This window comes from Amycolatopsis silviterrae (assembly GCF_042684085.1).
GTDB lineage: Bacteria > Actinomycetota > Actinomycetes > Mycobacteriales > Pseudonocardiaceae > Amycolatopsis > Amycolatopsis silviterrae.
In genome coordinates this window covers 181061-205114 of the sequence record NZ_JBHUKS010000003.1, presented here as the reverse complement: position 1 = coordinate 205114, position 24054 = coordinate 181061, and the positions used below count along the sequence as shown (strand labels likewise).

Annotated in this window: 26 protein-coding genes and 1 tRNA gene; 15 read left to right on the top strand and 12 right to left on the bottom strand. The window is 65.6% G+C overall.

Going from position 1 to position 24054, the window contains the following annotated elements:
* The 3 genes from ACFSVL_RS02730 to ACFSVL_RS02720 all read left to right on the top strand — a co-directional run bounded on the left by ACFSVL_RS02730 (nucleotide 1) and on the right by ACFSVL_RS02720 (nucleotide 3484).
* Nucleotides 1-1296: a phytoene desaturase family protein gene (locus ACFSVL_RS02730; RefSeq protein WP_378300065.1), complete on the top strand. Its 1296-nt coding sequence runs from the start codon at nucleotides 1-3 to the stop codon at nucleotides 1294-1296.
* A 46-nt stretch (nucleotides 1297-1342) separates the two neighbouring features.
* Nucleotides 1343-2680, top strand: coding sequence for a flavin-containing monooxygenase (locus ACFSVL_RS02725; protein ID WP_378300063.1), 1338 nt, complete (start codon nucleotides 1343-1345; stop codon nucleotides 2678-2680).
* 75 nt (nucleotides 2681-2755) lie between these two features.
* Nucleotides 2756-3484, top strand: coding sequence for a hypothetical protein (locus tag ACFSVL_RS02720; RefSeq protein ID WP_378300061.1), 729 nt, complete (start codon nucleotides 2756-2758; stop codon nucleotides 3482-3484).
* Between the two features lie 97 nt (nucleotides 3485-3581).
* Here ACFSVL_RS02720 and ACFSVL_RS02715 read toward each other — a convergent pair whose 3' ends face one another.
* Nucleotides 3582-3707, bottom strand: a complete 126-nt coding sequence (locus ACFSVL_RS02715; protein WP_378300059.1) for a DUF3291 domain-containing protein — start codon at nucleotides 3705-3707, stop codon at nucleotides 3582-3584.
* 20 nt (nucleotides 3708-3727) lie between these two features.
* On the opposite strand from ACFSVL_RS02715, the gene ACFSVL_RS02710 reads away from it, so the two are divergent.
* Both ACFSVL_RS02710 and ACFSVL_RS02705 read left to right on the top strand, forming a co-directional pair.
* Nucleotides 3728-4441: a hypothetical protein gene (locus tag ACFSVL_RS02710; RefSeq protein WP_378300057.1), complete on the top strand. Its 714-nt coding sequence runs from the start codon at nucleotides 3728-3730 to the stop codon at nucleotides 4439-4441.
* A complete protein-coding gene (locus ACFSVL_RS02705) occupies nucleotides 4371-4826 on the top strand; it encodes a hypothetical protein (RefSeq protein ID WP_378300055.1) in 456 nt (151 codons plus the stop codon). The genes ACFSVL_RS02710 and ACFSVL_RS02705 overlap by 71 nt, the downstream gene beginning before the upstream one ends.
* Nucleotides 4827-4897: 71 nt before the next feature.
* Here ACFSVL_RS02705 and ACFSVL_RS02700 read toward each other — a convergent pair whose 3' ends face one another.
* The 3 genes from ACFSVL_RS02700 to ACFSVL_RS02690 all read right to left on the bottom strand — a co-directional run bounded on the left by ACFSVL_RS02700 (nucleotide 4898) and on the right by ACFSVL_RS02690 (nucleotide 8816).
* Complete coding sequence (locus tag ACFSVL_RS02700; protein WP_378300053.1) at nucleotides 4898-6529, bottom strand: TIGR04141 family sporadically distributed protein; 1632 nt, start codon at nucleotides 6527-6529, stop codon at nucleotides 4898-4900.
* Between the two features lie 767 nt (nucleotides 6530-7296).
* Complete coding sequence (locus ACFSVL_RS02695) at nucleotides 7297-7674, bottom strand: hypothetical protein (protein ID WP_378300051.1); 378 nt, start codon at nucleotides 7672-7674, stop codon at nucleotides 7297-7299.
* Nucleotides 7675-7808: 134 nt separating this feature from the next.
* Nucleotides 7809-8816 (bottom strand): DUF4268 domain-containing protein, encoded by a 1008-nt coding sequence (locus tag ACFSVL_RS02690; RefSeq protein WP_378300049.1) that lies wholly within the window; start codon nucleotides 8814-8816, stop codon nucleotides 7809-7811.
* Between the two features lie 112 nt (nucleotides 8817-8928).
* On the opposite strand from ACFSVL_RS02690, the gene ACFSVL_RS02685 reads away from it, so the two are divergent.
* A complete protein-coding gene (locus ACFSVL_RS02685; protein WP_378300047.1) occupies nucleotides 8929-9390 on the top strand; it encodes a hypothetical protein in 462 nt (153 codons plus the stop codon).
* Between the two features lie 202 nt (nucleotides 9391-9592).
* The gene (locus tag ACFSVL_RS02680; protein WP_378300045.1) at nucleotides 9593-10486 is read left to right on the top strand and encodes a hypothetical protein; all 894 of its coding nucleotides are present in this window, start codon (nucleotides 9593-9595) and stop codon (nucleotides 10484-10486) included.
* 226 nt (nucleotides 10487-10712) lie between these two features.
* Here the strand turns inward: ACFSVL_RS02680 and ACFSVL_RS02675 are convergent, their stop codons facing one another.
* A complete protein-coding gene (locus ACFSVL_RS02675) occupies nucleotides 10713-11846 on the bottom strand; it encodes a hypothetical protein (RefSeq protein WP_378300043.1) in 1134 nt (377 codons plus the stop codon).
* A 472-nt stretch (nucleotides 11847-12318) separates the two neighbouring features.
* Here ACFSVL_RS02675 and ACFSVL_RS02670 point away from each other — a divergent pair, with 472 nt between their 5' ends.
* The gene (locus ACFSVL_RS02670; protein ID WP_378300389.1) at nucleotides 12319-12702 is read left to right on the top strand and encodes a DUF6308 family protein; all 384 of its coding nucleotides are present in this window, start codon (nucleotides 12319-12321) and stop codon (nucleotides 12700-12702) included.
* On the opposite strand, the gene ACFSVL_RS02665 is transcribed toward ACFSVL_RS02670, so the two are convergent.
* Nucleotides 12699-12971: a hypothetical protein gene (locus ACFSVL_RS02665; RefSeq protein WP_378300041.1), complete on the bottom strand. Its 273-nt coding sequence runs from the start codon at nucleotides 12969-12971 to the stop codon at nucleotides 12699-12701. The two genes, ACFSVL_RS02670 and ACFSVL_RS02665, sit on opposite strands and share 4 nt — an antisense overlap.
* 470 nt (nucleotides 12972-13441) lie before the next feature.
* On the opposite strand from ACFSVL_RS02665, the gene ACFSVL_RS02660 reads away from it, so the two are divergent.
* The 3 genes from ACFSVL_RS02660 to ACFSVL_RS02650 all read left to right on the top strand — a co-directional run bounded on the left by ACFSVL_RS02660 (nucleotide 13442) and on the right by ACFSVL_RS02650 (nucleotide 17028).
* Nucleotides 13442-15229, top strand: a complete 1788-nt coding sequence (locus ACFSVL_RS02660) for an alpha/beta hydrolase (protein ID WP_378300039.1) — start codon at nucleotides 13442-13444, stop codon at nucleotides 15227-15229.
* 107 nt (nucleotides 15230-15336) lie between these two features.
* On the top strand, nucleotides 15337-15837 hold the full coding sequence (locus ACFSVL_RS02655; protein ID WP_378300037.1) for an LppA family lipoprotein: 501 nt from the start codon (nucleotides 15337-15339) through the stop codon (nucleotides 15835-15837).
* Between the two features lie 270 nt (nucleotides 15838-16107).
* Complete coding sequence (locus ACFSVL_RS02650; RefSeq protein ID WP_378300035.1) at nucleotides 16108-17028, top strand: site-specific integrase; 921 nt, start codon at nucleotides 16108-16110, stop codon at nucleotides 17026-17028.
* A 78-nt stretch (nucleotides 17029-17106) separates the two neighbouring features.
* Here the strand turns inward: ACFSVL_RS02650 and ACFSVL_RS02645 are convergent.
* From ACFSVL_RS02645 to ACFSVL_RS02625, 5 genes are all read right to left on the bottom strand, one after another.
* Nucleotides 17107-17179, bottom strand: a tRNA-Ala gene (locus ACFSVL_RS02645).
* A 73-nt stretch (nucleotides 17180-17252) separates the two neighbouring features.
* Nucleotides 17253-18083 (bottom strand): divisome protein SepX/GlpR, encoded by an 831-nt coding sequence (gene sepX, locus ACFSVL_RS02640; protein ID WP_378300033.1) that lies wholly within the window; start codon nucleotides 18081-18083, stop codon nucleotides 17253-17255.
* Between the two features lie 161 nt (nucleotides 18084-18244).
* The gene (locus ACFSVL_RS02635; protein WP_378300031.1) at nucleotides 18245-18904 is read right to left on the bottom strand and encodes a GNAT family N-acetyltransferase; all 660 of its coding nucleotides are present in this window, start codon (nucleotides 18902-18904) and stop codon (nucleotides 18245-18247) included.
* Between the two features lie 3 nt (nucleotides 18905-18907).
* On the bottom strand, nucleotides 18908-20272 hold the full coding sequence (glp, locus tag ACFSVL_RS02630) for a molybdotransferase-like divisome protein Glp (protein WP_378300029.1): 1365 nt from the start codon (nucleotides 20270-20272) through the stop codon (nucleotides 18908-18910).
* Nucleotides 20269-21174: a UTP--glucose-1-phosphate uridylyltransferase gene (locus ACFSVL_RS02625; protein ID WP_378300027.1), complete on the bottom strand. Its 906-nt coding sequence runs from the start codon at nucleotides 21172-21174 to the stop codon at nucleotides 20269-20271. The genes glp and ACFSVL_RS02625 overlap by 4 nt, the downstream gene beginning before the upstream one ends.
* Before the next feature lie 24 nt (nucleotides 21175-21198).
* On the opposite strand from ACFSVL_RS02625, the gene ACFSVL_RS02620 reads away from it, so the two are divergent.
* The 4 genes from ACFSVL_RS02620 to mscL all read left to right on the top strand — a co-directional run bounded on the left by ACFSVL_RS02620 (nucleotide 21199) and on the right by mscL (nucleotide 23846).
* Nucleotides 21199-21798, top strand: a complete 600-nt coding sequence (locus tag ACFSVL_RS02620) for a 5-formyltetrahydrofolate cyclo-ligase (RefSeq protein WP_378300025.1) — start codon at nucleotides 21199-21201, stop codon at nucleotides 21796-21798.
* A 431-nt stretch (nucleotides 21799-22229) separates the two neighbouring features.
* Nucleotides 22230-22565: an FmdB family zinc ribbon protein gene (locus ACFSVL_RS02615; RefSeq protein ID WP_378300023.1), complete on the top strand. Its 336-nt coding sequence runs from the start codon at nucleotides 22230-22232 to the stop codon at nucleotides 22563-22565.
* 129 nt (nucleotides 22566-22694) lie between these two features.
* Nucleotides 22695-23354, top strand: coding sequence for an SAF domain-containing protein (locus tag ACFSVL_RS02610; RefSeq protein WP_378300021.1), 660 nt, complete (start codon nucleotides 22695-22697; stop codon nucleotides 23352-23354).
* A 75-nt stretch (nucleotides 23355-23429) separates the two neighbouring features.
* Nucleotides 23430-23846, top strand: coding sequence for a large-conductance mechanosensitive channel protein MscL (gene mscL, locus ACFSVL_RS02605; RefSeq protein ID WP_378300019.1), 417 nt, complete (start codon nucleotides 23430-23432; stop codon nucleotides 23844-23846).
* A gap of 4 nt (nucleotides 23847-23850) precedes the next feature.
* Here the strand turns inward: mscL and ACFSVL_RS02600 are convergent, their stop codons facing one another.
* The gene (locus tag ACFSVL_RS02600) at nucleotides 23851-23997 is read right to left on the bottom strand and encodes a hypothetical protein (protein ID WP_378300413.1); all 147 of its coding nucleotides are present in this window, start codon (nucleotides 23995-23997) and stop codon (nucleotides 23851-23853) included.
* Nucleotides 23998-24054 lie beyond the last annotated feature (57 nt).

Here is a 24054-nt window from a genome sequence, read left to right as displayed (position 1 = left end):
ATGTCCGACGAAGAGATCCAGGACGTCATCGTCGTCGGGGCCGGCCTCTCCGGACTCACCGCCGCCATTTCCTTGCAGCAGCGGGGATACTCGGTACGAGTGCTGGAACGCCGCCCGGTCGCCGGCGGCCTGTGCGGAAGCACGACCATCGACGGATACCAGTTCACGCTCGGCTCCAACGACTTCGGATCCGCGATCAAGCGATACCTGCAGCAATTGGGCGTAGACCTGGAATTCGAGCAAAACCAGACGGTTTTCTACTGCGGACGGGAGAAATACGTCCTCCCAGCCACCTCGCGCACGGTATTCGACCTGCTACGACACCTGCCGGACACGACGCGGGTCGGCCGTGCGCTGCGCAACCCCGACATCGGGAACAAGTTCGACTACGTGGGCCAGTTTCTCGACGCCACCGTGCGCAACAAGACCTTCCGGGACTTCCTGTCGTTGCCCTCGTACGTCGCCGGCCATTCCCCCGCCGCACACCGGTTCGACCTGTTCCGCCAGATCTACAGCAAGAACCCCGATTACGGCTACCACGAACTGTGCGCGCCAGCAGACGGCCCGCAAGCGATCACCGACGCCATGACCGCACGCTTCGCCGAACTCGGCGGTCGCATCGAGTTCGACACCGACGTACTCGACGTCCGCCAAACCGACGACGGCAAACTGGTGACGACCTCGCAAGGCACCTACCGCACCAAGCACCTCGTCTCCAGCGAGGCCCGAACGGGAAACCACTCCGTCCGGTCAAGCCTGGAAATCGGCGTCCTGCACATCGCCACGCGGCCAGACGTCCCGTTCCCCGCAGGAGTCCACACCGTCGGATACCTACCGTCCGGCGTACAGAACTGGCTAGGCCAACTCGACGACGGCGTACTGCCGGACCAGTTCGGCTTTCACGCTTTCCCCTGCGTCACCACCGAGGAGTACCGGTCTTTCAACGCGTACTTCTATTACCCACGCGGAGTCGAGGAATTCGACTCGCGCACCCTGGCCACAGTCGAGGAATACATCCTCAAGGAACTGGCCCGCCTGATCCCCGGCTTCGGCTCCCGCGTCCTGTTCCGGCGAAGCGTGTCACCAGCACAGTTCAAGAAGGAACACAACCTGCGCCGGGTGTCGATCGAAGACATTCTCCCGCTCGGCGTAGAAAAGCCTTCCGTCCACGACAAGGAAACCGACACCTACTACGTCGGAAACACGGTCGGACCAGTGGCCTACCACGCGTGCGCGGCAATGTACGCCGCCCTAGACGCCGCCGACCAGCTGGCCTCCGCCAATCCGCTCGCATGACCGGCACAACACCGAATCACACTTTTCCACCAGAATGGGGTAGCGCATGTTCGTCGAAACCGTAATCGTCGGCGGTGGCCAGCAGGGATGCGGCGTCGCCGGCGCGCTCGCCCGGCTCGGCTACGAGTCCGTGGTGCTGGAACGAGGCGAGGTCGGCCAGGCCTGGGCACATGACCGGTGGGACACCCTTTATGTCAACACCCCCAACCGCATGGTCGCCTTCCCCGGCCAGCCCTACGACGGCGACGACCCCGAAGGCTTCATGCCCGCCCGCGAGGTAGCCGACCGGCTGAAGCGCTACGTGTCGGACCTGGGCCTCAACGTCCGCGAAGGCACCGCCGTACAAGCGGTCGAGCCCCTGCCCGACACCCCCGCCAACGGCGCCCGCTTCCAGGTCCGCCTAGCAGACGGCGGCGAGACCATCGAATGCCGCAACGTCGTCGCCGCACTAGGCGGATACACCTCCCCGCGCGTTCCCGCACTGGCCGCCGACATCGACCCGTCGATCACACAACTGCACAGCCGCTACTACCGCAACCCCCAGTCCCTCCCCGAAGGCGCCGTTCTGGTGGTCGGCGCAGGGAGCAGCGGCCAGCAGGTCTGCGACGACCTCCGCGAAGCAGGCCGAGACGTCTACATCTCAGTCGGCCGGCACAAGACGGCCCCGCGGTACTACCGCGGCGCGTGCGTCCTCGACTGGCTGCAATTCCTGTCCATCGAAGGCCAATTCGAGTCCCCCGACCTAGGCCGCGGCGTCTCGCCGTCCCTAACCGGCGCATCAGTCCTCAGCGGCAGGGACGGCGGCCGCGACCTGAACCTGTCCATCCTGGCCCAAAAAGGCGTCACCCTGGTCGGCTCGATCCGGAGCGCGCAGGGCAAGGTCCTTGAACTGGAACAGAACGTCCGCGAAATCGCCCACGCCGCCGCCCGCGCGGAAAACAACCTCCTGGAAGCCATCGACGCCGCAATCGAAAAGCGCGGCCTGACCGTCCCCGCCCCGACCCCCGCCAGCCTCGTCGACGACTCGCTCCTCGACGGCTACGAGCCAACCCTGGACCTCATCGCCGAAGGCATCACCACCATCGTCTGGGCGACGGGTTTCGTGCCGGACTACCGAGTCCTGCCCAGCTCGGCCCTAGACGAGGACGGCGTGCCCATGCACAAAAAGGGAGTCGGCATCCTCCCCGGCCTGTTCTACGCGGGCCTGCCCGAGGGCCGGGTCGTCCGCCCGCTGCTGATCGGAAACGCCAGGGCCAACGGAGAATTCATCGCCCGGCAAATCCAGCTGGACAACCTCCTCCGCCACGATTCCCCCGCCTTCGCCGCCCAGACCCGCTGGACGACGGAGTCTCTTGACGTGGTGCGAAACCTCGGCGGAGCGTAGAAACCCCCTCGGGTGCGCGGTTCGCCGCGCACCCGAGTTCACTACGCTGGCACCCGTGGCAAGGTCTACCAAGTTATGAGCGAGTACCAGTACTACGAGTTCCTGGCGATCGACCGCGCACTAGACGATCGCGAGCAACGCGCGGTCCGGTCCCTGTCCACCCGGGCGGAGATCTCCTCGACCAGCTTCGTGAACGAATACCACTGGGGCGACTTCAAAGGCGACCCACGCCAGCTGATGGAGCGCTACTACGACGCGCACCTGTATCTCGCCAACTGGGGCACCCACCGGGTGATGTTCCGGCTGCCGCGCGCTCTGCTCGACCCCGATGTCCTCAAGGACTACTGCGTCGGCGAGCTGGCAAGCGCGTGGGTCGCGGACGAGTTCGTCGTACTCGACCTCATCAGCGAAGACGACGGCGGCGAGTCCGACTTCGACGACGACCCCGAGAACCTGCTGCCGGAGATCGTCGGTGTCCGCGCCGAACTCGCCGCCGGTGATCTCCGTCCGCTCTATCTCGCCTGGCTGGCGTCCTACGGCGCTTGGGAGCGCGACGAAGACGTTTTCGACCGCGATGCGGACAACGATCCCGAACCACCTGTCCCGCCAGGGCTGGGCACCCTCACCGCCGCACAACGGACGTTGGCCGACTTCCTCCGCCTAGACGATGATCTGCTCGCGATCGCGGCACAGGCTTCCCCCTCGCTGGACGAGACGGCAGCCGATCCCAACGACCCAGGCCCAGCCCGGCGGACCGTAGCCAACCTGCTCGACAACGCCGCGCGGCGACGGACCGGCCGTTAAACACCAGCAGTAAACGACCTCGCTACGCGATCATGCCCGGCCCCACCGCGAGCCGAAGGTAAAGTGCTGCGCGGACGCCCCGTCCCGAGCAAGAGCCTCAAGTTTTGGCGACGCTGTCCGACCAACGGGGCACCGAGCCGTCCTCGACGCTCCAGAGGACGTGCCCCGGCCAGACCCCCTTCAGGAACCAGTCGTACCTGAGTTGCAGAGCCTCGCGGTGCAAGCCTCTGTAGACGAACAGCCGTGCGCTCTCGACGTCCCGTCATCAACGGCGAGCTGCAGGACGGAGAAGACTTCCTCCAGATTGCGTCGCTCGACGCGATCAACACCCAGCATGACCGCGATCGCGAAACTGTCAATAAGATTCTCTACAAGGTTGAAAACGCGCCGAGCATTAAGTTCCTGCGCCGGGAACGCGAAGTTATGCCGGTCGAGTTTTCCTTGAGCTACGTCGACAATGCGGCTGCTCAAGCCGAAGGCGCGGGGTTCTCTCACGAGTTTCCAGTTCACATCAAGCGACAAGCTCTCACGGCCCACCGCACCACGACAGGCGAAACCGTGGTGCAAGTGCAGCAGGTTAAGGAAGAAATGGCAACACAGCGCTATATGCCAGTTGCCGACGTTCGCGCCGACTTCGTCGAACGTATCCTCGACCTCGGCCTGGTCGCCAGCACCACACACGAGCTCACGGCAGCGGAACGCATCGCCGAGCAGTTCCTCCTGGCCGCGGACGTGGTCGGCGACGAGAACGAGGCCGACTGGAGCGAACGCCGGGCCAGCCAAGCTGTCCGATGCCATATCGAACTTGATCCGTTCGAGTTACAACAACCGCCGACTCAACCCTCGATGGGCGTTCCGTACGGTCGAAGTGCCGATTCGCCAGCCCATGCCCACCGATACGGGCGACAAGTGGGACAACTACGTCAAGAACCGCTGGTTCGGCGGATGGAAGCATAACATCCAGCAGGCCGCCAGCTTCCAAGCGAAGAGCACTGAATGGGTTCTGGCCCACATATTCGACGCCTCGGACGCTGTGCAATGGTGGCTGCGCCTCTACGACCCTGGCGAGGTGTGGATCGAACGTGATAACGGCAAGAGGTACTACCCAGACTTCATCGTAATTGACAACAAAGGGTTCTACTGGGTCATCGAAGGCAAGTCGGACCGGGAAGCTCGTGATAGCGAAGTCCTCGAAAAGAAACGCGCAGCTGAAGAGTGGGCCCAGTTCGTCCGCGACGAGGCCCAGTTCGGAACTTGGCGATACATGTTCGTCACTGAAACCCATCTCAAGTCTGCATCGACGTGGGAAGAACTTCTAGTCCGAACCAAACCCATCGGTTGAGTCGCTCCGTCAAGCACGGGAATCTTTCAGGGTCAGATGTCGGGCAGGACGAAGCCCTGCCCGACATCTGTTTATGCGGCGAGCTTCGCGGCCCTGGACGACTTCTTCGGCGTGTAAGGGATGTCGGCGAACTGCAGAGTGCACCGCAGGTGACGCAGCGTCCGGTGAAGCCGGAGCAAGCCCAGCTGCGACAACGTGAACAGCTGATCCACGTCCCAGGTCCGGCCGGCGGCGGCCAAAACGATGACCGACGGGTCCATGTACGGACGTCCGGGGTCGAGCGCCCGGACTTTGGTGTTGAGCTGTTCCAGGACGTCCGACTCGTCGCGCAGGGCCTGGGCAGCAACCTGCGCTTGGATCATGAGATGGCTTGCCGCCGGTGCGCCGCCGAGCCACTTGACGTGCACCATCTCGTCTCCTGGACCGACAACGTCGCAGAGTTCGAACCGTGGATGAAAGGGCGTGGACGCGAAGTTGCGGTCCAGGCAGACGTAGCCGTCCTGCTCGGCCGTGAGTTCGCAGAACCGGTGCTCGTCGTCGCGTTGCCCGGTGGGCGTCCAGTGCGGGAACGACAGGTTGCTGCGGTTCTTGAGCAGCGCGGCGACCTGGTCGCGGATTTGGTTGACGAAGCCCTCACCGATGCGGAGCCACTTGCCCTGATGGTAGCAGTACCGGACATTGTCGATCGTCGTCTCGAACGCGAACCACTTGCGCAGGGAGGTCAACGACCCGGACTCCTCCTGCCCCACGTCGTCGATGCAGGTCACGACGCGGGCCGTCTTCAGGTTGTCCAGACGGTCTTGAGGCGAGATGAGCTTGAACCGCTCGGTAAAGGCGCTCAGCTCGATGTTCGTGTCGACGACGTACGAACTCCACGGCCCGAGACGCTGGATCCGGAACGAGCCCGCTTCTTCGACATCACGAACGGCATCGTCCGGCCACGCCAACCCGAGCACACCGGCGGCCTCGTCCCCGCCAAGCGCTGCGGCCAGCCGGGAGTCGAGTTCAGCTCGCTTGGGGTGTGACTTCGGCAGCGGGCGTGTCTGCGCGACGAAACGCAGCGCCGAATGGTCATCAGGCTCATCGACGGCCTCCCCGATCGCCCGGAGGTCAGCCAGCAGAGCTTGCGGCTCTCGAGCGAGCGGTGCCCAGAGGGCATTGCCCACCTTGATGCGATACGGCTTGCCGGTTTCCTTGCCGTAGGTCAGACCGCGGAGGTCCGCCGGCCCAGCGACCCGGTTGACGAGCTCGCCGTAGGGCTCAAGACGGAAGCCGCCCAAGTCGCTACCTCCTGGGAAAGAGGTTTGCGTCGCCCGCGCCGTGGCGTCCAGCGCCGAACTGGCCACCAAACCAAGCCGCGCACAGTCCAGACGACGGATACCGAACATCAGGCCGAAGGCTTGTTCAATCAGCTCGCTGTCAACCAGGAGATGACCAGCTCCCCAGGTCAAGGCGTACGTCCAGGGCGGCAAAGGCACCAGGAGGACCGCGAACCGCATGTCGCCTGGGAAGTCGAAGTCGATCCCGGTCAGCGATTGCACATGGTCGGCCCATGACGGCGCGTCCGAGCGCAGGACGCCGCCCATGACGAAGCATTCCACGTCGCCCAGGTAGACACGGCGGTTGACGCGTACGTCTGCGGAGTCGACGGAAAGAAGGTACTCAGCCAGGTCAAGACCACCGTCGAGGCGGTAGAGAGACACCGGGCGACACGAGGAACGTGGGGGCACGAGAATGAAACCCTTCGGTGGTGGGAGGCGCCAGGGCTACGGCACATACGCACGTGCGCCAGCACCGCCGGACAGCCAACAAGACGTGAACCCGCCCGTGATCAAGCTCGCACTAGCGGGCTGCGGCAATCGCCTCTACGCTCACCACCGTTCCCTGGTTCTTGGATGCGACTCCGGGACACTTCAGCTGGAACGTCACGCGGTTCCCTGCGCCAACAGGGGGCCGCGTTCTACTGCGGTCGTGAAGACCGCGTGATGCCATGATGCGCCGAGGGCCCAGCAGGCTCCGCAGCGCCCCCTGGTTCCTCGCCAAGCGGCCAGTGGCAGGCGGTAAGCGGCATCGAGAATTCGAGGTGCGCCGAACTGCGGTTGACGTTCGTCCGAGTGAAGGGCGACACGCTGTGTACACGCGTGATTCACTCGACCGATTTATGAGTTGTCCTTTGGTGCGCTATCCACTTGCAGGTATGTAGACATCGACACCACGGCGCGGAGCGTGATCCTGACCAACGTGGCACACCTCGACAAGAGTTGGCGCACCGCTCCGCTCCAACAGCGTTGCTGTGAACTAGCCAGGGGCAGGGCACACAAACCGGAGCCCTGTCGCCGGCTCTGCTCGCACAGGCGCAGCGGCCAGTCCCGTCGAAGCTCTAGGCGATGTTTCTACACAGCGAGCGAGTGCCCCGGAATGTCTCGTCGACGAGAGGCAACTCTTCGTGGCTCGGACGACGCAGCTCACGCTATCGGTATTGACGGCGCTGGGCCTGGACAATCCCGGCACGGGTGGCGTCTGGCAGCTCGGCAACCAGCACTTCGATGCGCTGGTCTCGTAGCGCGGCCGCCGCCCACGATCGGCCGGTCTGAAAAGGCTTGGCAGCGACCTCGTCCGAAAAACACAAGATCAACCGCGGCCGCGCGGGCAGCGTCGACGCGATCCAGCTGAGTTTGAAGGCATCGGCCAGCACTTTGTGTCGTTGAGCTGCTTTCGGCGGCCCCTGGTGTGCCCATGCCTCGACCAGCACGGTGCAGGCATCATCAACGCCGTCGACCTCGACTCTGACACCGGTCGAGGTCTCGATCGGCTGCGGGCGGAGCGCAATGCCGAGCTCGTTCGACACCCACGCGATCATCAGCAGTTCAGCAGCGCTCTGCTCGGTGCTCGATCCGGGTAGCAGCTCAGTAGGCGGAGTCACGAGCACAGCTTCCGTTGGCTCTACAGCAGTACGAGGCTCGACCGAGTCCGACGGGCTGGTCATCCGACACCGCCATTCGACTGGTCGGTTACCTGCGTCGCTTCCTTGCTCGTCTTAGCCAAACTGCGCAGTCGGCCGTCGAGCTGGCGATGCAGTGCAACGGCTCGTTCGACGCTCCATGCCACTGCCTTCTGCCGCGCGCTGCCGTCGGCATCCTCGAGGTCGAACCCTTCGAGGTAGGTGGCGATACGGCTGCCTCGGTTGTTGTTGAGTCGGTCCCAGCTCAGCTTGAAGCCAAGGGTTTGCTGCAGGTTCTCACCATCCGCGGCGAGCTGGTCGTAGATCCACTTGGTGGAGTCCTTGTCCCCGGTGTCGAGGTATATCTCGACACGGTAGCCCTGCTTGCTGAACGACAGGCAGTAGTAGCCAAACGGGCCGGCGGCGAAGCTGCACCAGCTGGTGACCTGGGTCTTCGGGGTGCGGATCGTGGGGTAGGCGGTTGCCATCAGGTCAAAGACGTCTTCGAAGAAGGCCATGCGCTGCTGGTTCTTCGGTGAGACGGCAGCCTTGGACGTCTCCTTTGCTGCTTTGGCCCAGTCGTTCGGCTCCACGACAACATCGAGCACCGGCGCACGCAGCGAATCGCCGATGTGGACCACGCTGACCTCGATGCCGAAGGCGCGGACGTCAGAGTCAGTCCGCTCGTTGAGCCAGATCAGTGCACTGCGGTGCTCCTCGCGCAGTCGGGTAGTGATCCAGATAGCGGTCGACGCTTCGAGGCCACTGGCGTAGACGAGGAGCTGTCCGAGGTGCGAGTGGTCGCTGGGCTCGAGCTGGTTCTCGATGACAACGGTCTTGCCGTCCGGGTCCGTGGCGTGAATATCGAGACGGAAGTCGCCGACCAACACCTCCTGCCCCTCGATCGCGAGCGGCAAACCGATCGCGTCGCTGAGCACGTCAATGTTCGCAGCCAGCCACGGCGTGAAGTCGCCAGCTTCGTTTTGCCAGATGTCACGAGGGCTCGCGAGCCGCTCCAGACGTCCGAGGCCGTATGCGTCTTCTCCCATCGCTCAGAGGTAGCACGCTCTATCTCATCGGCGCTATGCACAGACAAGAGTTTCCCGAATACCCGACGGCCACGTCGAACGCCCACTGTTGCGCTCACGTCACACTGTCGTCATGCCAAAGCTTGCACTCGAAATCGTAAAGGAGCTCGCTGAGTGGTCGTCTTGGGTTCCGTTCTCGTCCGCCAGGAAGACCGCTCCTCGCCGTCCTGGCGTCTACCTAGCGGCGGAGGGCTCAAGCGGCGAGCTCATCTATGTGGGGATGGCCGGGGAGCGGAGCGACACGGGCGTCCGCGGACGCCTGGTGCGGTATGCCAGCGGCAAGGCGATCGCCAGCGGACTAGGTGAAGCGGTCTTCGACCGCGCACTTGCAGATCCGGGGTGGCTACACGCACGTGTTGCCGAAGTTGAAGACGGTCAACCGAAGCGAGCAGCACAGTGGGGAAAACTGGCCTTCGAACGCGCCGACCTGCATATCTGTTGGTCAGTCACCAGCGACAAGAGTACGGCCGCCACGCTCGAGAAGCAGGTTCTGGACGCACTCAAGGAGCATGCCCTCTGGAACAGACGACGATAGCCGCTGACCGGTCCGATCTTAGTTGCAGACCCTGCCGCTACACGGCGTAACGCGACTCCCATACCGAGCGGCTCGGTATCTATGGCAATCTTCCCGCGCTCGAGATCAATTCAGCCTAATCGCTACGCTGCGTGCGGTATGCCTGCGTGTTGCGAAGCAACACATTTTGCCGGGACGCACATTCGAGTTATACTAAGTTGTGATGAAAACGCCACAGAAGCTTCACTTGCCCGAAGGCGACCTCATGGCATTTGAGGAATCGATACTTCGGGATCAAGAGCCGTCCGCCAACTACCAAAAGGTGGACGTACCTGGTATCAGCCAAGGACGTCAGTCGCGTGTCACCGTGCTGGAGTTCAAGCTCTCGCAGGGCGCTGAAGCTGTGGTGTGGAAGCGCATGGGTGTCGGCAAGGGCCTGACCGAGCAGGAAGCGGAACTGCTCCATGATCGGCTACGGAAGTACCGACGCAGTCTCCGCGATCTTGGGTGGAACATACCGAAATTATTTCACACGCATACCGTCCAGGTTGGTAGCGAGTGGCAGATCTACTCCTACGAACAGTTTATTCCTGGCGGAGACGCCGATTTTGCCGTGCGGGATGCACTGGAGCCGAACTACCGCAAGTGGCAGCTCCTGCGAGCGGCGATCGAGACGCTCGGGGAGTACCCCGAGCGTCTCCTGAAGCCTAGGGTCCTATGTGACCGCGAAGTGACCGCTCTTCCTCACGGGCTCGACCTGAAGCTCGCAAACCTCGTGAGCGATGGGTCGATCGTCTACTTTGTGGATCTTTTTGGCCCGAAAGAATTAACAAGCGCGGGTGACTGGCTGTCGTACACGCCCAAACTCGACGGCTTGCCGCAGGAAAACCTGCTTGCCGTGACGGCGACAAGAGAAGGGGCCATCCTTCGCCTGTTCCGCTTGGCTGAAAAGAGTTGGATTGAAAGCGGTTCCGCGCAGAAGGATGCGATCCGCTCCGAACTGGAATCAGTACTCACACAGTCGGGCATTCCCCAACGTGAGCGCGACTTCATTCTGATCGAGATCGACAATGAATACCCGTGGCTCGACGAGCTGTATGCCGAAAGCGCCGTGTAGGACTGCGAACACACTACAACTGCTTCATTAGGAAAACATCACAAACTGGCCGTGCGTGAATGAAGCCGACTCTCCCGGTCACTTCGGATCCAATCGGCGGGCTTTTAACAGGTCGCTTCAGGCAGGTTATCGGTTGTTCACCGGGTACCGATGATCGAAGGTTCCGCATCGAGCAGATTGAGCAGACGACCTCAGCCGGACAGGGCGTACGCACCGCGGTGCGGCCCTACATGTTCGTGTCGTCCTTCGCCGGCCACAGTTCCCATCGGCCGCGGTTGCCCTGCCGCACCTCGGCGGTCGGATACTTGGCTTGAAGCTCCTGCAGCTTTGCCATCACCTCGGCGATCGGGCCCGGCGGTACGGTGGCGAGTGGCTGCGGTTTCGGCTTGGCAGGCTTCTTCTTGATCGGCTCGGGTGCGAAGGTGGACCGCAGCAACGACGGCAGCATGGCCTGCCACTGCTCTCCGGTGAAGTCCGGCAATGCATGCGGTTCGCCCCAGCCATGGCCGATCGCGTAGCCCGTAGACGCATGACACCGCTCCCACCAACCGGGCATGAGTCGAGCGAGGACCTCCGCTTGGGATCCCTCGGCCGGCGGTGAGCGGAACAGACAGAGCGAGATGTCGTACTCGTGCCACTCGGCCGGGGCCTGGCACTCCGAGCACATCCGGGCCACGTCAGGTACCGGCATGTTCAACAACGCGGTGAACCGGCGACGGCCCCGTTTTCGCAGCTCTCGCAGCGCGGGATACCGCCAGTAGCGCATGTGCTCGCCGAGGTGTTGCTTCCGCCGTTCGGCAGGCAGGTACCCGCGCTCGTCGAGGACCTCTTCCGGATCACCAACCTGCTTACGGAGTTCCTCGGCCTCCGATTTGCATCTGGCCACCCGTCGCTCGGCGTCCTCGCGCTGCGCGGTGCTCGCCGGTTTGTCGATCACGTGCTGGAAGAAGGCGGTGTCGGCTTCTTTGCGGAGGAGCTGAAGTCGGGCGTTTGCCCGGTCCTTGTCATAGGACTGCGCAACAAGCTCGGCGCGCCGCTTCTCTTCCGCCTCGCGCTTTGCGTCCTGCTCGTCATTCCACCGCTGCACGAAGGCTTCGACTTCCTCCTCAGTCTGCTCACGCTGATCCGCGCCGTTCTCCCATTCCTCAAGGATCGCCCACACCCGGCTCTGCTCTCGACTGTGCCGGTCCTCCTCCCACCAATTCCACAGCAGCTCGACATCGGTGTGCATCCGCGTGGAAGCCGACAGCGCTTCAAGCAGTTGGGTTCCGGTTGACAGGCCGCCAGGCCGCCTAGTCCAGATCACGCCGCCCGGCGCGGTGACCTGCACCGGGCGGGTTTCGTCGGGTTCGTTGGCCATCCGGCTTCTCCGTCGGCGCTCGACAGGCCGATCTACGACGGCACCGATGGACAGGCAGCCCACGTAACCGCAGTGCTGTTCCTAGCGACTTACCCGTGTCACCGCAACCAGGAGGCGCCAGATGCATCGTGACGCTGCATGGCGCGCACTTGCCGCCGCCTGCAGCGCCGTCGCCCTGGCCCAGCTCTACCTCGCGCTCACCATGGACGTTTCGCAGGCCTGGGTTCTCGCCTCGATCTGCGCAGGGGCTGCCGTCGGATCCGGTCTCGCTGCCGCGTTGCGCCCGCGGGCCCGGCGGGGCGTAACAGCTGACTCAGCGGTGGCGACCACTACGCACGAACGCCCGTATCCAGGAGGCATCCGGCGTGCACCCAGCCACAACGATCACTCCTAACCACGAGGACTACGCACGACTGCACGGCTCCTCGACCGGTGTGTCCGCGGCACGAGCCGCGCTCGGTCTGTCGAGGCGCTGCGCCGCTACTTCGGCCGCGATGGCAGCCAGCCCTACACCGGCAACTGGTTCGAACGCTTCGCCGGTGGCGGCGACCAGTCCAACGACGCGAACGTCGTCACCGAAGCCGATGGCCTGGCCCTCAACTTCCTCAGCATCACCGACCTCGCGCACGTCGCCGTCGACGTCACGACCGTCTACCGGGACCAGATACGCGAGCTGCTCGAACAGATCCCGGTCGACCTCCCGATGCATGAGGCACCCTGGACCCACTACGCGCCCGGTTCGCCGGCATACCGGTTGTGGGAGCTCTTCAAGCACTGCGGCGGGAAGAATCGCTGGGTCACGGCCAATAAGCTCCTCGCACGCAAACGCCCGCACCTGCTGCTAATCGGCGGCTAGCGTCGCGCATCAGCGCGTGACGCGAGCACCGGGATCGCCCGGATCTTCTCCTCGCTTAGGTGCTCCCACACGATGCCTTGCGGACGACGCCGCGGTTCGCAGTAAATAACTTCATCTGGCGTGACGATGACGTCGACGCTGAAATCATGGTCGGTGTCCGGAATGTCGTCATCAACATCGCACAGCTGCGTCGGGCGATCGACGCCGGTACAGTTCCGCCGAAAGCGGCTGCCGAGTTGGCCGCACTCCTCGACGGGTTGATTGAACAAGCCGGGTCTCCGGTCGAACCCGCATAAAAAAATTCCGCTCAGGAAGCAGCCAAGTAGATCCACTCACGGTGGCCGAGTAGATCTTCTCGATCCTGCCCGCGATCGTTGAGACGAGCCGATCGGTCCCGTACCGTGATGGAGCGACTACGGGAGGGGACGCAGATGGGGTTCCGCACGGTTCCAGACGAACTGAGAGCCGCGGGCAAAGCTGCGAGCGACGCGGCAGGGGTGCTGCGCAGCGCACACTGCGCCGAGCCAGTCGGCCAGCTCCCCAGCGCACTGCCCGGCGGCGCAGCAGCCGGGGCAGCCACATCCTTCAGCCAGTCTTGGGAGTCGGACTTCACCACCTGGTGCAGCGATGCCGAACGCTTCGGCACCGACCTCGGTACCGCTGCCCGCAGCTATCAGGCCAGCGACCAGACCGCGCATAGTGGCATCAACCGCGCCGGAACCATGCGGGGACCTCAGTAATGGTCGGCCTTTCCGACGTCAAACGCTGGAACACCGGCCAGCTCGACGCGATCTTCAAAACCGTCCAGCAACGGCTTCAAGTCCTCACTCATTCCGGGGATGATTTCGGCAAAGTCATCCCGGTCGCGGACTGGTCCGGCCCCGCCGCGGACAACGCCCGCTCCGCCCACAGCAATCTCATGTTCCGCATCGACAAAATGGCTGCCGGGGCCAGCATCGTCGGCAAGGCCATCGGGCAGGCCGCCGACGCCATCACCGGCGTCCAACAAGCCATCGCCGGAGCTGAAGAACTCGCCCGCAAGTACGGCTACCAAATCGCTGACAACGGCACGGTCGCCGACCTCTATCCCGAGGGCCAAGCGCCACCGGAGCTGCACCCAGAGGACCGTGCCCGCGCCAAGACCGAAGTCAGCGACGCCATCACCCAAGCGCTGCGCACCGCCGACGACATCGACCGGGATCTCGCCTCCGTCCTGCAGCGCGCGCAACAGGGCGAATTCGGTACCGGCAACGAAGGCACCGTCACCGCCGCGGCTGCCGACGGCTCCCTCGATCCCGGTCTCACCCTGCTGGAACCGCCCAAGGACGGCAGCCCGAGCCAGAACGCCGGCTGGTGGAGTTCCCTCTCGCCCGCTGGACAGGCCATCCTCCTGCGCGACCACCCGGACTGGCTCGGCAACCTCGACGGGCTGCCCGGCGGCGTCCGGTCACAAGCCAACATCGCTCGGATGCCCGCTGAACGAGCCAGCCTCCAGCATCAGCTCGACGAGGCGAAATCCTACGTTGACCAGGTCAAAGACATGGCCTGGCCGCCACCGGGCATGCTCTCCGACGCCCTGGCCAAAGAGGATGCGATCACGGCGAAGCTGAAATCGCTAGACGCGATCGACGCGACGATCGCCAAAGGCGAGCGCCAGTTGCTGACCTTGGACACCTCAGGCGAGCGGGTCAAGGCAGCGGTCGCAGTCGGCAACGTGGACACCGCCGAACACGTCGCAGTGTTCACGCCCGGCTTCACCTCGACCGTCGACGGCAGCCTCAAAGGCTACGACAACGACATGCAGAACCTGCTCACACAGTCGCAAGGAATCTCGAACGTGTACGGCAACCACGGCGGAGTCGCCGCGGTCACGTGGATCGGCTACGAGGCACCGCAGACTGCCGACGTACTGAACCCCGACAAGTCCGTTGGCAGTGACGACCTGGCGAAGATCGGCGCGCACAAGCTCGACGGTTTCCTGAACGGTCTTGGCGCGTCCCACGACATCCACGACCAACCGCTCCACCTGACCGCTCTCGGCCACTCCTACGGCAGCCTGACTACCGGCATCGCCCTCCAGCAACCGACCCCAGTCCACGACGCGGTGGTCTTCGGGTCGCCCGGCCTCGACATGCAAACCCCGAACGACCTCAAAGTGCCACAAGGCCACATGTTCTCAGAGTGGTCGGATCGGGATCCGGTGCCGCGCCTGGACATCGCCCACAACTTCGGCACCTCTCCCTACCAGGGAATCTCCGGCGGCTCGGTCGCCAGCATCGAACAGCTCTCCACCGGCGACGCAACCGGAGCCAACGGGCAACCCCTGCACGCCACCCACGAGCACGGGCAATACTTGGACAACAACTCCACCAGCCAATACAACATGGCGAGCGTCGTAGCCGGCCGCCCGGATCTGACCGTGCACTACACGCAGCCTTGGGACGTTCCGGCTGCGCCGCCCGCGCCAGGGGAGCCCGTCCCCGCACCCCCGGGCACCGACCCGACGCCGCCCCCACGACCACGATGACGAGAGCAACCTGCCAGCACATGAAGCGTCCACTTGCCCTAGCCGCCGCACTCTGCCTGACGTTCGCGCTGAGCGCGTGCGGACCGGACGTTCCCCCGGAGACCACGGTGAACCAGAAAACCGAGCAGTTCAACGAGCTGATGAAGCGCCCTGACATCGATCAAGCCGTCGCCCGATACGACGAGATGTACGCCAAGATCCGCGCCAAGGTCACCGAAATCGTGCCAAGCCTCAGGTGGACATCAGCGAACCCCATGACCTCGGCATCCTGCGGAAACGACTTCGCCGCAGTGAACGCCGACCTCCGGAAGGACGATGCCGAGGTCAAGAGCCTGGCCAGCTGGGTCGCGCAAGGCAAAGTCCCCGACCCGCAGTGGGACTCCGTCCAGGCGGCAGTGAGCGACATCCTTCGCGGCTACGGCTTCGACTCGGGTCCGATCGTGGTGAAGAGCCAGCCGTCCGACCACTACGTGACGTACCGCGCGCCGGACGGCTCCGAAGTTGCCTTCGGCAGCTCGGTCAACACAAGCGCCACAGTGCGCACCGGTTGCCATCTGACCGCTGAGGCAAAGAAACGCGGGACCCCCGCTGCGGTACCGACGTACTGACAAGGAACGGAGGGAGAACTGCTCCGGGTGTACAAACTTTGGGCATACCCGCCACAGTCACAACTACTGATCGATAGTCACACGAGCCTTCTTCAAGAAATCCTCAAGCTTCTCATACAACCCGCGCGTGGCGTCGGACCAGAGTCGATGATCCTCGGGTTCACGCCCACTCCGGGCTGCCCGAAATCGCTCGTTCGCAGCGTTTATCAGGGCTGACATCGCATTCAGCCGAACCGCGCACCTAAGACGTACGTCAACTATGAGCTTTTCGTGCGGCTGTACATCAACCCCTTCCCAGGGGAAACGCGCATCGATCGCCTTCAACTCCGCGAGGCACAGAAGTGGGCCAACAAACTGCCTACGGTGTGCCAGTGCTGCGCACAGGGCAAAGACGCCAAGCGGCCGCGAAACAAGCAACGCTGCTGCGCGAAGGGCCGGTGCTGCGGGCAGGCACCATCCGCAAGGACCATCAGGGACATCCGGGATTGCCTGCGGAGCGCGCCGAACTACGCCATCCGCGAAGAGCTGATCACCCGCAACGTTGTTGGGTTGGTGACGCTGCCTGCCGTCCGGAAGCCAAAGCGCCAGCGGTGGTCTAACGATGAAGCCCGGAAGTTCCTGGAGTCGGCGAAGAAAGACAACGATCCGCTCTACGCGGCCTACGTCCTCATCGTGATCATGGGTATGCGCGAAGGGGAAGTGCTTGGCCTGCCCGAGGAAGCAATCAACTTCGAAACATCCGAGCTGGACATCGCCTGGCAGCTCCAGTGCGTCCAGAAGCAACTCCTGCACCGCCAGACCAAGACTCCGACGTCAGATGACACCTTGCCCATGATCGACGTCGTCACAGCGGCGCTGAAGCTGCGCATCGAGCACAGGAACCGTGAGAAGGCCGACTTCTGGCCAGACAGCAACCTGCTGTTCACCACCCAGCTCGGTACGCCTGTCGCGCCCCGCAACTTCCTTCGCTCATGGGCTGCACGCTGCGCCAAGGCCGGTGTCCGCTACATCACCGTCCACGACGGCCGACGTTCGTGCGGCTCCCTGCTCGCCGACTTGGACGTGCATCCCCGCGTCGCCATGCGGATCCTCCGCCACGCCCAGTTCTCGATGACGATGGAGATCTACACGGAGGTCTCGTCCGAGCAAACGCGGGCGGCGCTCAAGAAGCTGGGAGACAGCCTCCGATGAGCCGTTGCTGTACTTTGCTGCTGTACGGGCATGAAAAAGGCCCTCCCCGGTATCCCGGAAAGGGCCTCTGATGTGCTGTGGAGCTGAGGGGAATCGAACCCCTGACCTTCTCGATGCGAACGAGACGCGCTACCAACTGCGCTACAGCCCCTCAGGAGCGTGAGCCCCTGTTGTTCAGTGCTTGGAAAGCTTAGCAGCGCCCTCCAGGCACCGAACAGCGGGGGTCACTCTCCGACCGCCCGGCGGTACGGGCCCGCGCCTGGCTCGTCGAGTTCCTCGAAAGCGGGGTCCTCGTCGTCCAGATCGACCACGACTGCCTGCCGGCGGATGCGGGACATCGGCGACGGCTTGCGCTCAACGATGTCGCGCGGCACCTCAGGGGCGACGACCTCGACATCCTCGTCTTCTTCCTCGAACGAGTCGTACGGCTCGTAGGAAGCAGGCGCCTCGGGCGCGGACGTCGTCGAGTAGCGGGCCATCCGGCGCTGCCGGATGTCGTTCTCGATGCGGACCTGGCGACGGAGGTATACGAGATAGCCAACAAGGGCGAGGTCGACCGCGCCGTGCACCCACCACGCGAGCGAGAACGCGAATCCGGCGATCGCGGCCGTGACGACGGCGGCGATCAGCAGGATCACGACCACCCGCTGGCGGAATGCGTACTTGGCCTTGGCCGCGATCTCCGCCGCTTCCGGATCGAAGCCGCCCCGGCCGGGCCGGTAGCTGCGGCGTTCGCGGCGCGGTTCGGCGCGTTCCATCCGTTCCGCGCGCGCGGGCTGCGGGAGCGGCTCGGGCTCGGGTTCGGGCTCTTCGTCCAGGTCAGCGTCGAGTTCTGCCTCGAGTTCGGCGAGATCGTCCTCAACCGAAGGCTTCGCATTGTCGGACACGGCGTCGTCCTCCTGTCCCTCGTTGCGCGCACTGCCCCTTCGCACCACCCGGGCGGCCAGCGCGGAGGTCGGCGTCCGCGCGACTTGCTGGCGTTTGCGGGCCACCATGGGCACGAGAACGACGAGCCATGCCGCGGCGAGCGCGACGATGATCACCGAGCTGGGCATCTCCCGTCACCTCCCCCGATCCTCTGCTGTAGTCACGCTAGCCACAACAGTCACACAGGAGGCGCAGACTCGCCGGGTTCGATCACGAAAATGCATCACCGCATTAGGTGAATCTCACAGGATGTGGTAACGCGTGATCAACCTGGGACGCGTAGTCACCATCAGGCCAGGTCGGCGCGCCCGGATGCCACCAGTCGGGACACCAGGCCGTCGCCGGTCTCCTCTTTCGTCACGGCGAAACACAGGTGGTCACGCCAGGCTCCGGCGACGTCGAGGTACCGCTCGAAGAGCCCTTCCTGCCGATATCCGGCCTTGGTGAGCACGCGGATGCTGGCGTTGTTCTCCGGCCGCACGGTCGCTTCCAGCCGGTGCAGGCCGGCGACATCGAAAGCGTGATCTGTCACGAGCGCGACGGCCGCGGTGGCGACGCCTCCCCGGACGATCTCGGACGACACCCAGTACCCGACCCAGGCCGACCGGAGTGCGGCGCGGATCACGTTACCGACAGTGATCTGGCCGGCGAACTTTCCGTCCACCGTGATCGTGAACGGCAGGCACTGGCCCCGCCGTGCGAGGCCGCGCAGCGCCGCCCACTGCGACGGCCACGACCAGAACGCGTTGCGGTCGGCCCACGGCCCGATCCCGGTCGGCTCCCACTCCTCCAGGTGCTCGCGATCGCGCAGCCGGACGCGGCTCCACTCGCCCGCGTCGCGCAGCCGCACCGGGCGCACGGCGACCACGCCTGCCGGGATCCGCAGGGGTCCGAGCGTGGCGGGCCAGCCGGGGTGCCGGGTTTCGGCCGAGTCGGCGAGTGCGGCCACGGATCAGGCGCGCTGGGCGAGGAAGGTGACCTTGACCTGGTCGCCCGCTGCCACCTCGGTGAGGTCCTCCTCGACGATGATGAGGCAGTTGGCCTCAGCCAGCGACGCCAGCAGGTGCGCGCCCGACGTGCCGAGCGGCTGTACCAGGTACTCCCCGTTCGCTTCGTCGCGCAGCAGCTGCCCGCGCAGGTAACCGCGGCGGCCCTTGGTCGAGGTGATCGACGACAGCAGCCGCGCCCCGACCACCCGGCGGTGCGGGTTGCGGGTGCCGCGCGCGGTGCGGATCAACGGCCGCACCAGCACCTCGAACACCACGAGCGCGCTCATCGGGTTGCCCGGGATGAGGAACGTCGGCACCGAGTCCGGGCCGAGCCTGCCGAAGCCCTGCACCGAGCCGGGATGCATCGCGACCCGGGTCAGGTCGATGTGCCCGAGATCGGACAGCGCGGCGTGCACCTCGTCGCCGGAAGTTCCGCCCGCCCCGCCCGCGACGACCACGATTTCGGACATCAGCAGCCGTCCTTCGACGACCTCGCGCAGCCGTTTCGGGTCGCCCGGCACGATGCCGACCCGGCTCACCTCGGCGCCGGCGTCGCGCGCGGCCGCGGCCAGCGCGTACGAGTTGACGTCGTAGACCTGGCCGACCGACGGCGTGCGGTCGATGTCCACCAGCTCGTCGCCGACCGACACGATCGACACCCGCGGCCGCGGGTAGACCAGCACCTTCGCGCGGCCGACCGCGGCCAGCAGCCCGACCTGCGCGGAGCCGATGGTGTCGCCCTTGCGCACCGCGACGTCGCCGATCTGCACGTCCTCGCCGGCCCGGCGCACGTAGCCGGCCGACGGCACGGACCGGTTGATGGTGACCTTGGCCTGGTGACCGTCGGTGTAAGCGGTCGGAACCACGGCGTCGGCGAGCGTGGGCAGCGGCGCGCCGGTGTCGACGCGCACCGCCTGCCCGGGCTGCAGCCGCCGCGGCTGCCGCGAACCAGCCGGGATCTCGCCGACGACCGGCAGCTGGACCGGTTCCTGGCCAGCCGTTTGTACGTCAACGCTGCGAACCGCGTATCCGTCCACCGCGGCCTGGTCGAACCCGGGCAGCGCGTGCTCGGCGACCACTTCCTCCGCGCACAGCAGGCCCTGCGCTTCGGAGATCGCGACCCGGACCGGCCGCGGGCGCACGGCGGCGTCGAGGGTCAGCGCGATCTGCTCGTCGACCGAGCGGAAATCCCCGGGTATCTCAGCGGATTCTTCCGCCGGGACAAAGACTTCCGCCGATTCCGCCGCGGCGACGGCCGGAACCGCCGGATCGGTCGCGACGGCGTCTTCGGCCGGGGTGACTGGAGTGGAATCGAGAGAGTCCGTCATGGGCGATCGTTTCCGATCCGTTCGGTCAGCCAGGTGCGCAGCGAGGGCCCGTAGTCTGGGTCCTCGAGCGCGAAATCGACGGCGGCACGCAGGAATCCGCCGGGGTTGCCCAGGTCGTGCCGCCCGCCGCGGTGGACGACGATGTGCACCGGGTGCCCTTCCTGGATCAGCAGCGCGACAGCGTCGGTGAGCTGCAGCTCGCCGCCCGCACCGGGCTCGATCCGGCGCAGCGCGTCGAAAATCGCCCGGTCGAGCAGGTACCGCCCAGCCGCGGCGTAGGTCGACGGCGCGTCCTCCGGCTTGGGCTTCTCGACCATGCCGTGGACCTGCTTGACGTCCGGGTCGTCGGTGTCGGTGACGTCGAAGACGCCGTACGGCGAGATCTGCTCTTTCGGGATGTCGAACGCGCAAAGCACGCTGCCGCCGTACTGGGCGCGGACGGCCGACATCCGGTCGAGAACCCCGGCGGGCAGCACCAGGTCGTCGGGCAGCAGCACGGCGACCGCGGTGTCCTCGTCGGTGAGGTTCGGCTCGGCCTGCGCGACGGCGTGCCCGAGCCCGAGCGCCTGTTCCTGGATCGCGACCTCGACGTCCAGCAGCTCCGGCCCGCGCCGGACCTTCGCCAGCAGCTCCGTCTTGCCCTTGTCTTCGAGCGTCTTCTCCAGGTCCGGCTTCGCCTCGAAGTACCGGACGACAGCTTCCTTGCCCGGCGAGGTGACGATCACCAGCCGCTTCGCACCCGCACTCGCCGCCTCGGTGGCGACGATCTCGATCCCCGGCGTGTCGACCACCGGAAGCAGCTCTTTGGGCACCGCTTTCGTAGTCGGCAGGAATCGCGTGCCAAGGCCTGCGGCAGGCACGATGGCGGTTCTGAACGTCTGGGTGGTTGAGGCGCCCGTCATGGGCGCAAAGCCTAACCTGGTCTCATGCACGAGCCGGGCAATGAGACCCCGAGCAAGGCGGAGTGGCGGACACGAATCCTTCGCACCCGCGCCGAACTGCCCCCCGAAGCCCACGCTCGCGAGGCAGCCGCCCTGGCGACGGCGGCGTCGTCCATCCACGCGGAAACGGTCTGCGCGTACCTCCCTTTCGGCACTGAGCCTGGTCAAATCTCCCTGGTGAACGCCCTGGCCACCACTGGCGCTCGCGTCCTGCTGCCCGTCATCCCGGACACTCCCGGCCCGCTCGACTGGGCCGAGTACACCGGCCCGGACGCCCTGGCCCCCGGACGCCTCCGCGGCGTCCTGGAACCATCCGGCCCACGCCTTGGCGTCGCGGCGGTGGCGGCGGCACAGGTGCTGCTGATCCCAGCCCTGGCCGTCGACCGCCACGGCACCCGCCTAGGCCGCGGAGCCGGCTACTACGACCGCACCCTGACCGCCGCGACAGGCACCGCCCGCGTGGCTGTAGTGCGCGCAGACGAGCTAGTCGACCGTCTCCCGGCCGAACCCCACGACGTGCCCATGACCGCCGTCCTGACGCCCTCCGGCCTCATCCAGCTGCCAGCTGCCGCCGCGGCCTCGTGAGGCAGTGGTCAAGACCACTCGCCCGGGTTCGCCCGCGCTCTCAGCGTCCAGCCACGAGCCAGCATCCAGCCACGCCCGCACGAACCACCCAAACCACGCATCCACACCCACTCCGCGCCGCCAGCCACACCCGGCGGCCGCCAAAACCACCGGAACCACCGCAGCCAAGCAACCCGCAAGCACCGCTCTGGCCCCACCCGACCAGCCCAGCGACAGCCCACCCGACCGGACCAGTCACAGTCCCGCCGCGGTCCAGTCGCGGCCCAGCCGAACAGCCGTCCCCACGACAGGCACCCTGACCAGCGCCAACCCGCCGCTACCCCTTCCGCCGCCGCACTGTGAGCAAGGGGTAATTGCGCCGGGGGAATGTCGTCCAGCACAATTGGGTTAGCACTCTTGTAGGTCGAGTGCCAGTGCATGAAGGAGCTTCAGTGCCCACGTACCAGTACGCCTGCAAGGAATGCGACCACCGCTTCGAGGCGGTGCAGTCCTTCTCCGACCCCAGCCTGACCGTCTGCCCGCAGTGCTCCGGTCCACTGCGCAAGGTCTTCAGCTCGGTCGGCGTGGTCTTCAAGGGCAGCGGGTTCTACCGCACGGATTCGCGTGAATCGAGCAAGTCGAGCACTTCCGCGACCCCGGCCAAGTCCGAGAGCGCCAAGTCCGACTCGTCGTCGACCACCTCCTCTTCCTCGTCGTCGACGTCTTCTTCGTCCTCGACCACATCTTCCACCTCGAGCACGACGAAAACGGCTTCCACGCCCTCCTGACCCCCGAGTTATCCACAAGGGGCCAGTTGTCCACAGGTTCGCGAATCGGCTCTTCCGGCCGGTTCGCGACGTCCTTAACGTCGGATTCGTGCGGCATCCCGTCGCATCGGAACCGACGAGGGGACAACCGTGAACACCTTGCTCAGCCGCCTTCCCGCGCTGCCTGACCTCCGTCTGCCGCGCGGGCGGCGAGCCCGGATGCTCCGCCGGTGTCTCGCGGCGGCCCTGCTGCTGGCCGGCCTGCTCGTCCTGCTTCTCCCGCCCTCCGCGCGGGGCGCACCCGCCACCTCGACGGTGGTTTCCGCACGCGACCTGCCCGCGGGCTCCGTCCTGCGCGCCGCGGACGTGCGGACTGTCGCGCTGCCGGATGCCCTCCGCCCGTCCGGAGCGCTATCGGCATCCGACGCGGCAGTCGGCCGGCTTTTGTCCGGAGCCGCCCGGGCCGGTGAGCCCATCACCGACGTCCGGCTCCTCGGCAACAACCTCCCCGTAACGGGTGAACCCGGAACCGTCACTGTCGCCGTCCGGCTGGCGGACGCGGCCGTCGCAGAGCTGCTTCAGCCGGGACAGCGCGTTGACGTCGTCGCGGGCGCGGATACCACAAATTCCGCGTCTGTGCTGGCCAGAGGCGCGACCGTGGTCACCGTCCGGCGATCCGACGACGCCGGGAACCGCGCGCTCGGCCCACCGCAGAAGGGCCCGCTCGTCCTGCTCGCGCTGCCGATGCAGGGTGCCACGCAGGTCGCCGCTTCCTCGCTCGAACGACCGGTAACGGTTACTCTCCGCTAACCCGACCCTGTCCCGACGGGCGACGGCTGTCTGAGGACGGCCAGACGCCCGTCCTGATTTCTCCTGGGAGCAGCAGTGCTGAAAGGTTTCAAGGACTTTCTGATGCGCGGCAACGTCGTCGACCTCGCGGTCGCGGTCGTGATCGGCGCCGCGTTCACCGCGATCGTCACGGCGTTCACCAACGGCCTGATCAAGCCGTTGATCAACGCGCTCGGCGGCTCGGACGCGGCGAAGGGCCTCGGCTTCAACGTCCTGCACGGCAATGACGCGACGTTCATGGACTTCGGCGGCGTGATCAACGCGGCGATCAACTTCGTGATCGTCGCCGCGATCGTCTACTTCCTGATCGTCCTGCCGATGAAGCACATCCAGGAGCGGCGCAAGCGCGGCGAGGAGAAGGGCCCGGCCGAGCCGACTGACGTCGAACTGCTCACCGAAATCCGCGACCTGCTGCGCGCGCAGCAGGGCAACGGCCCCTCCAGCCGCGGCTGAGGGGTCACCGATCGTGATGCGGGGGCCGGTTCTCGAGATACCACGAATCCGGAGTGGTCTCCGGGCCCCGGCCCCGCTCATCGGACGTGGTCTCCGGCAGCACGTCGCCGAAGACCTCGTCGACCCGGCGGCGGCGCTGGGCCTCGGTCACGCGGGGACGTCGTTCCTCGTGCGGCATAGGTCCATCGTCCCACCTGCTGTTTGACAA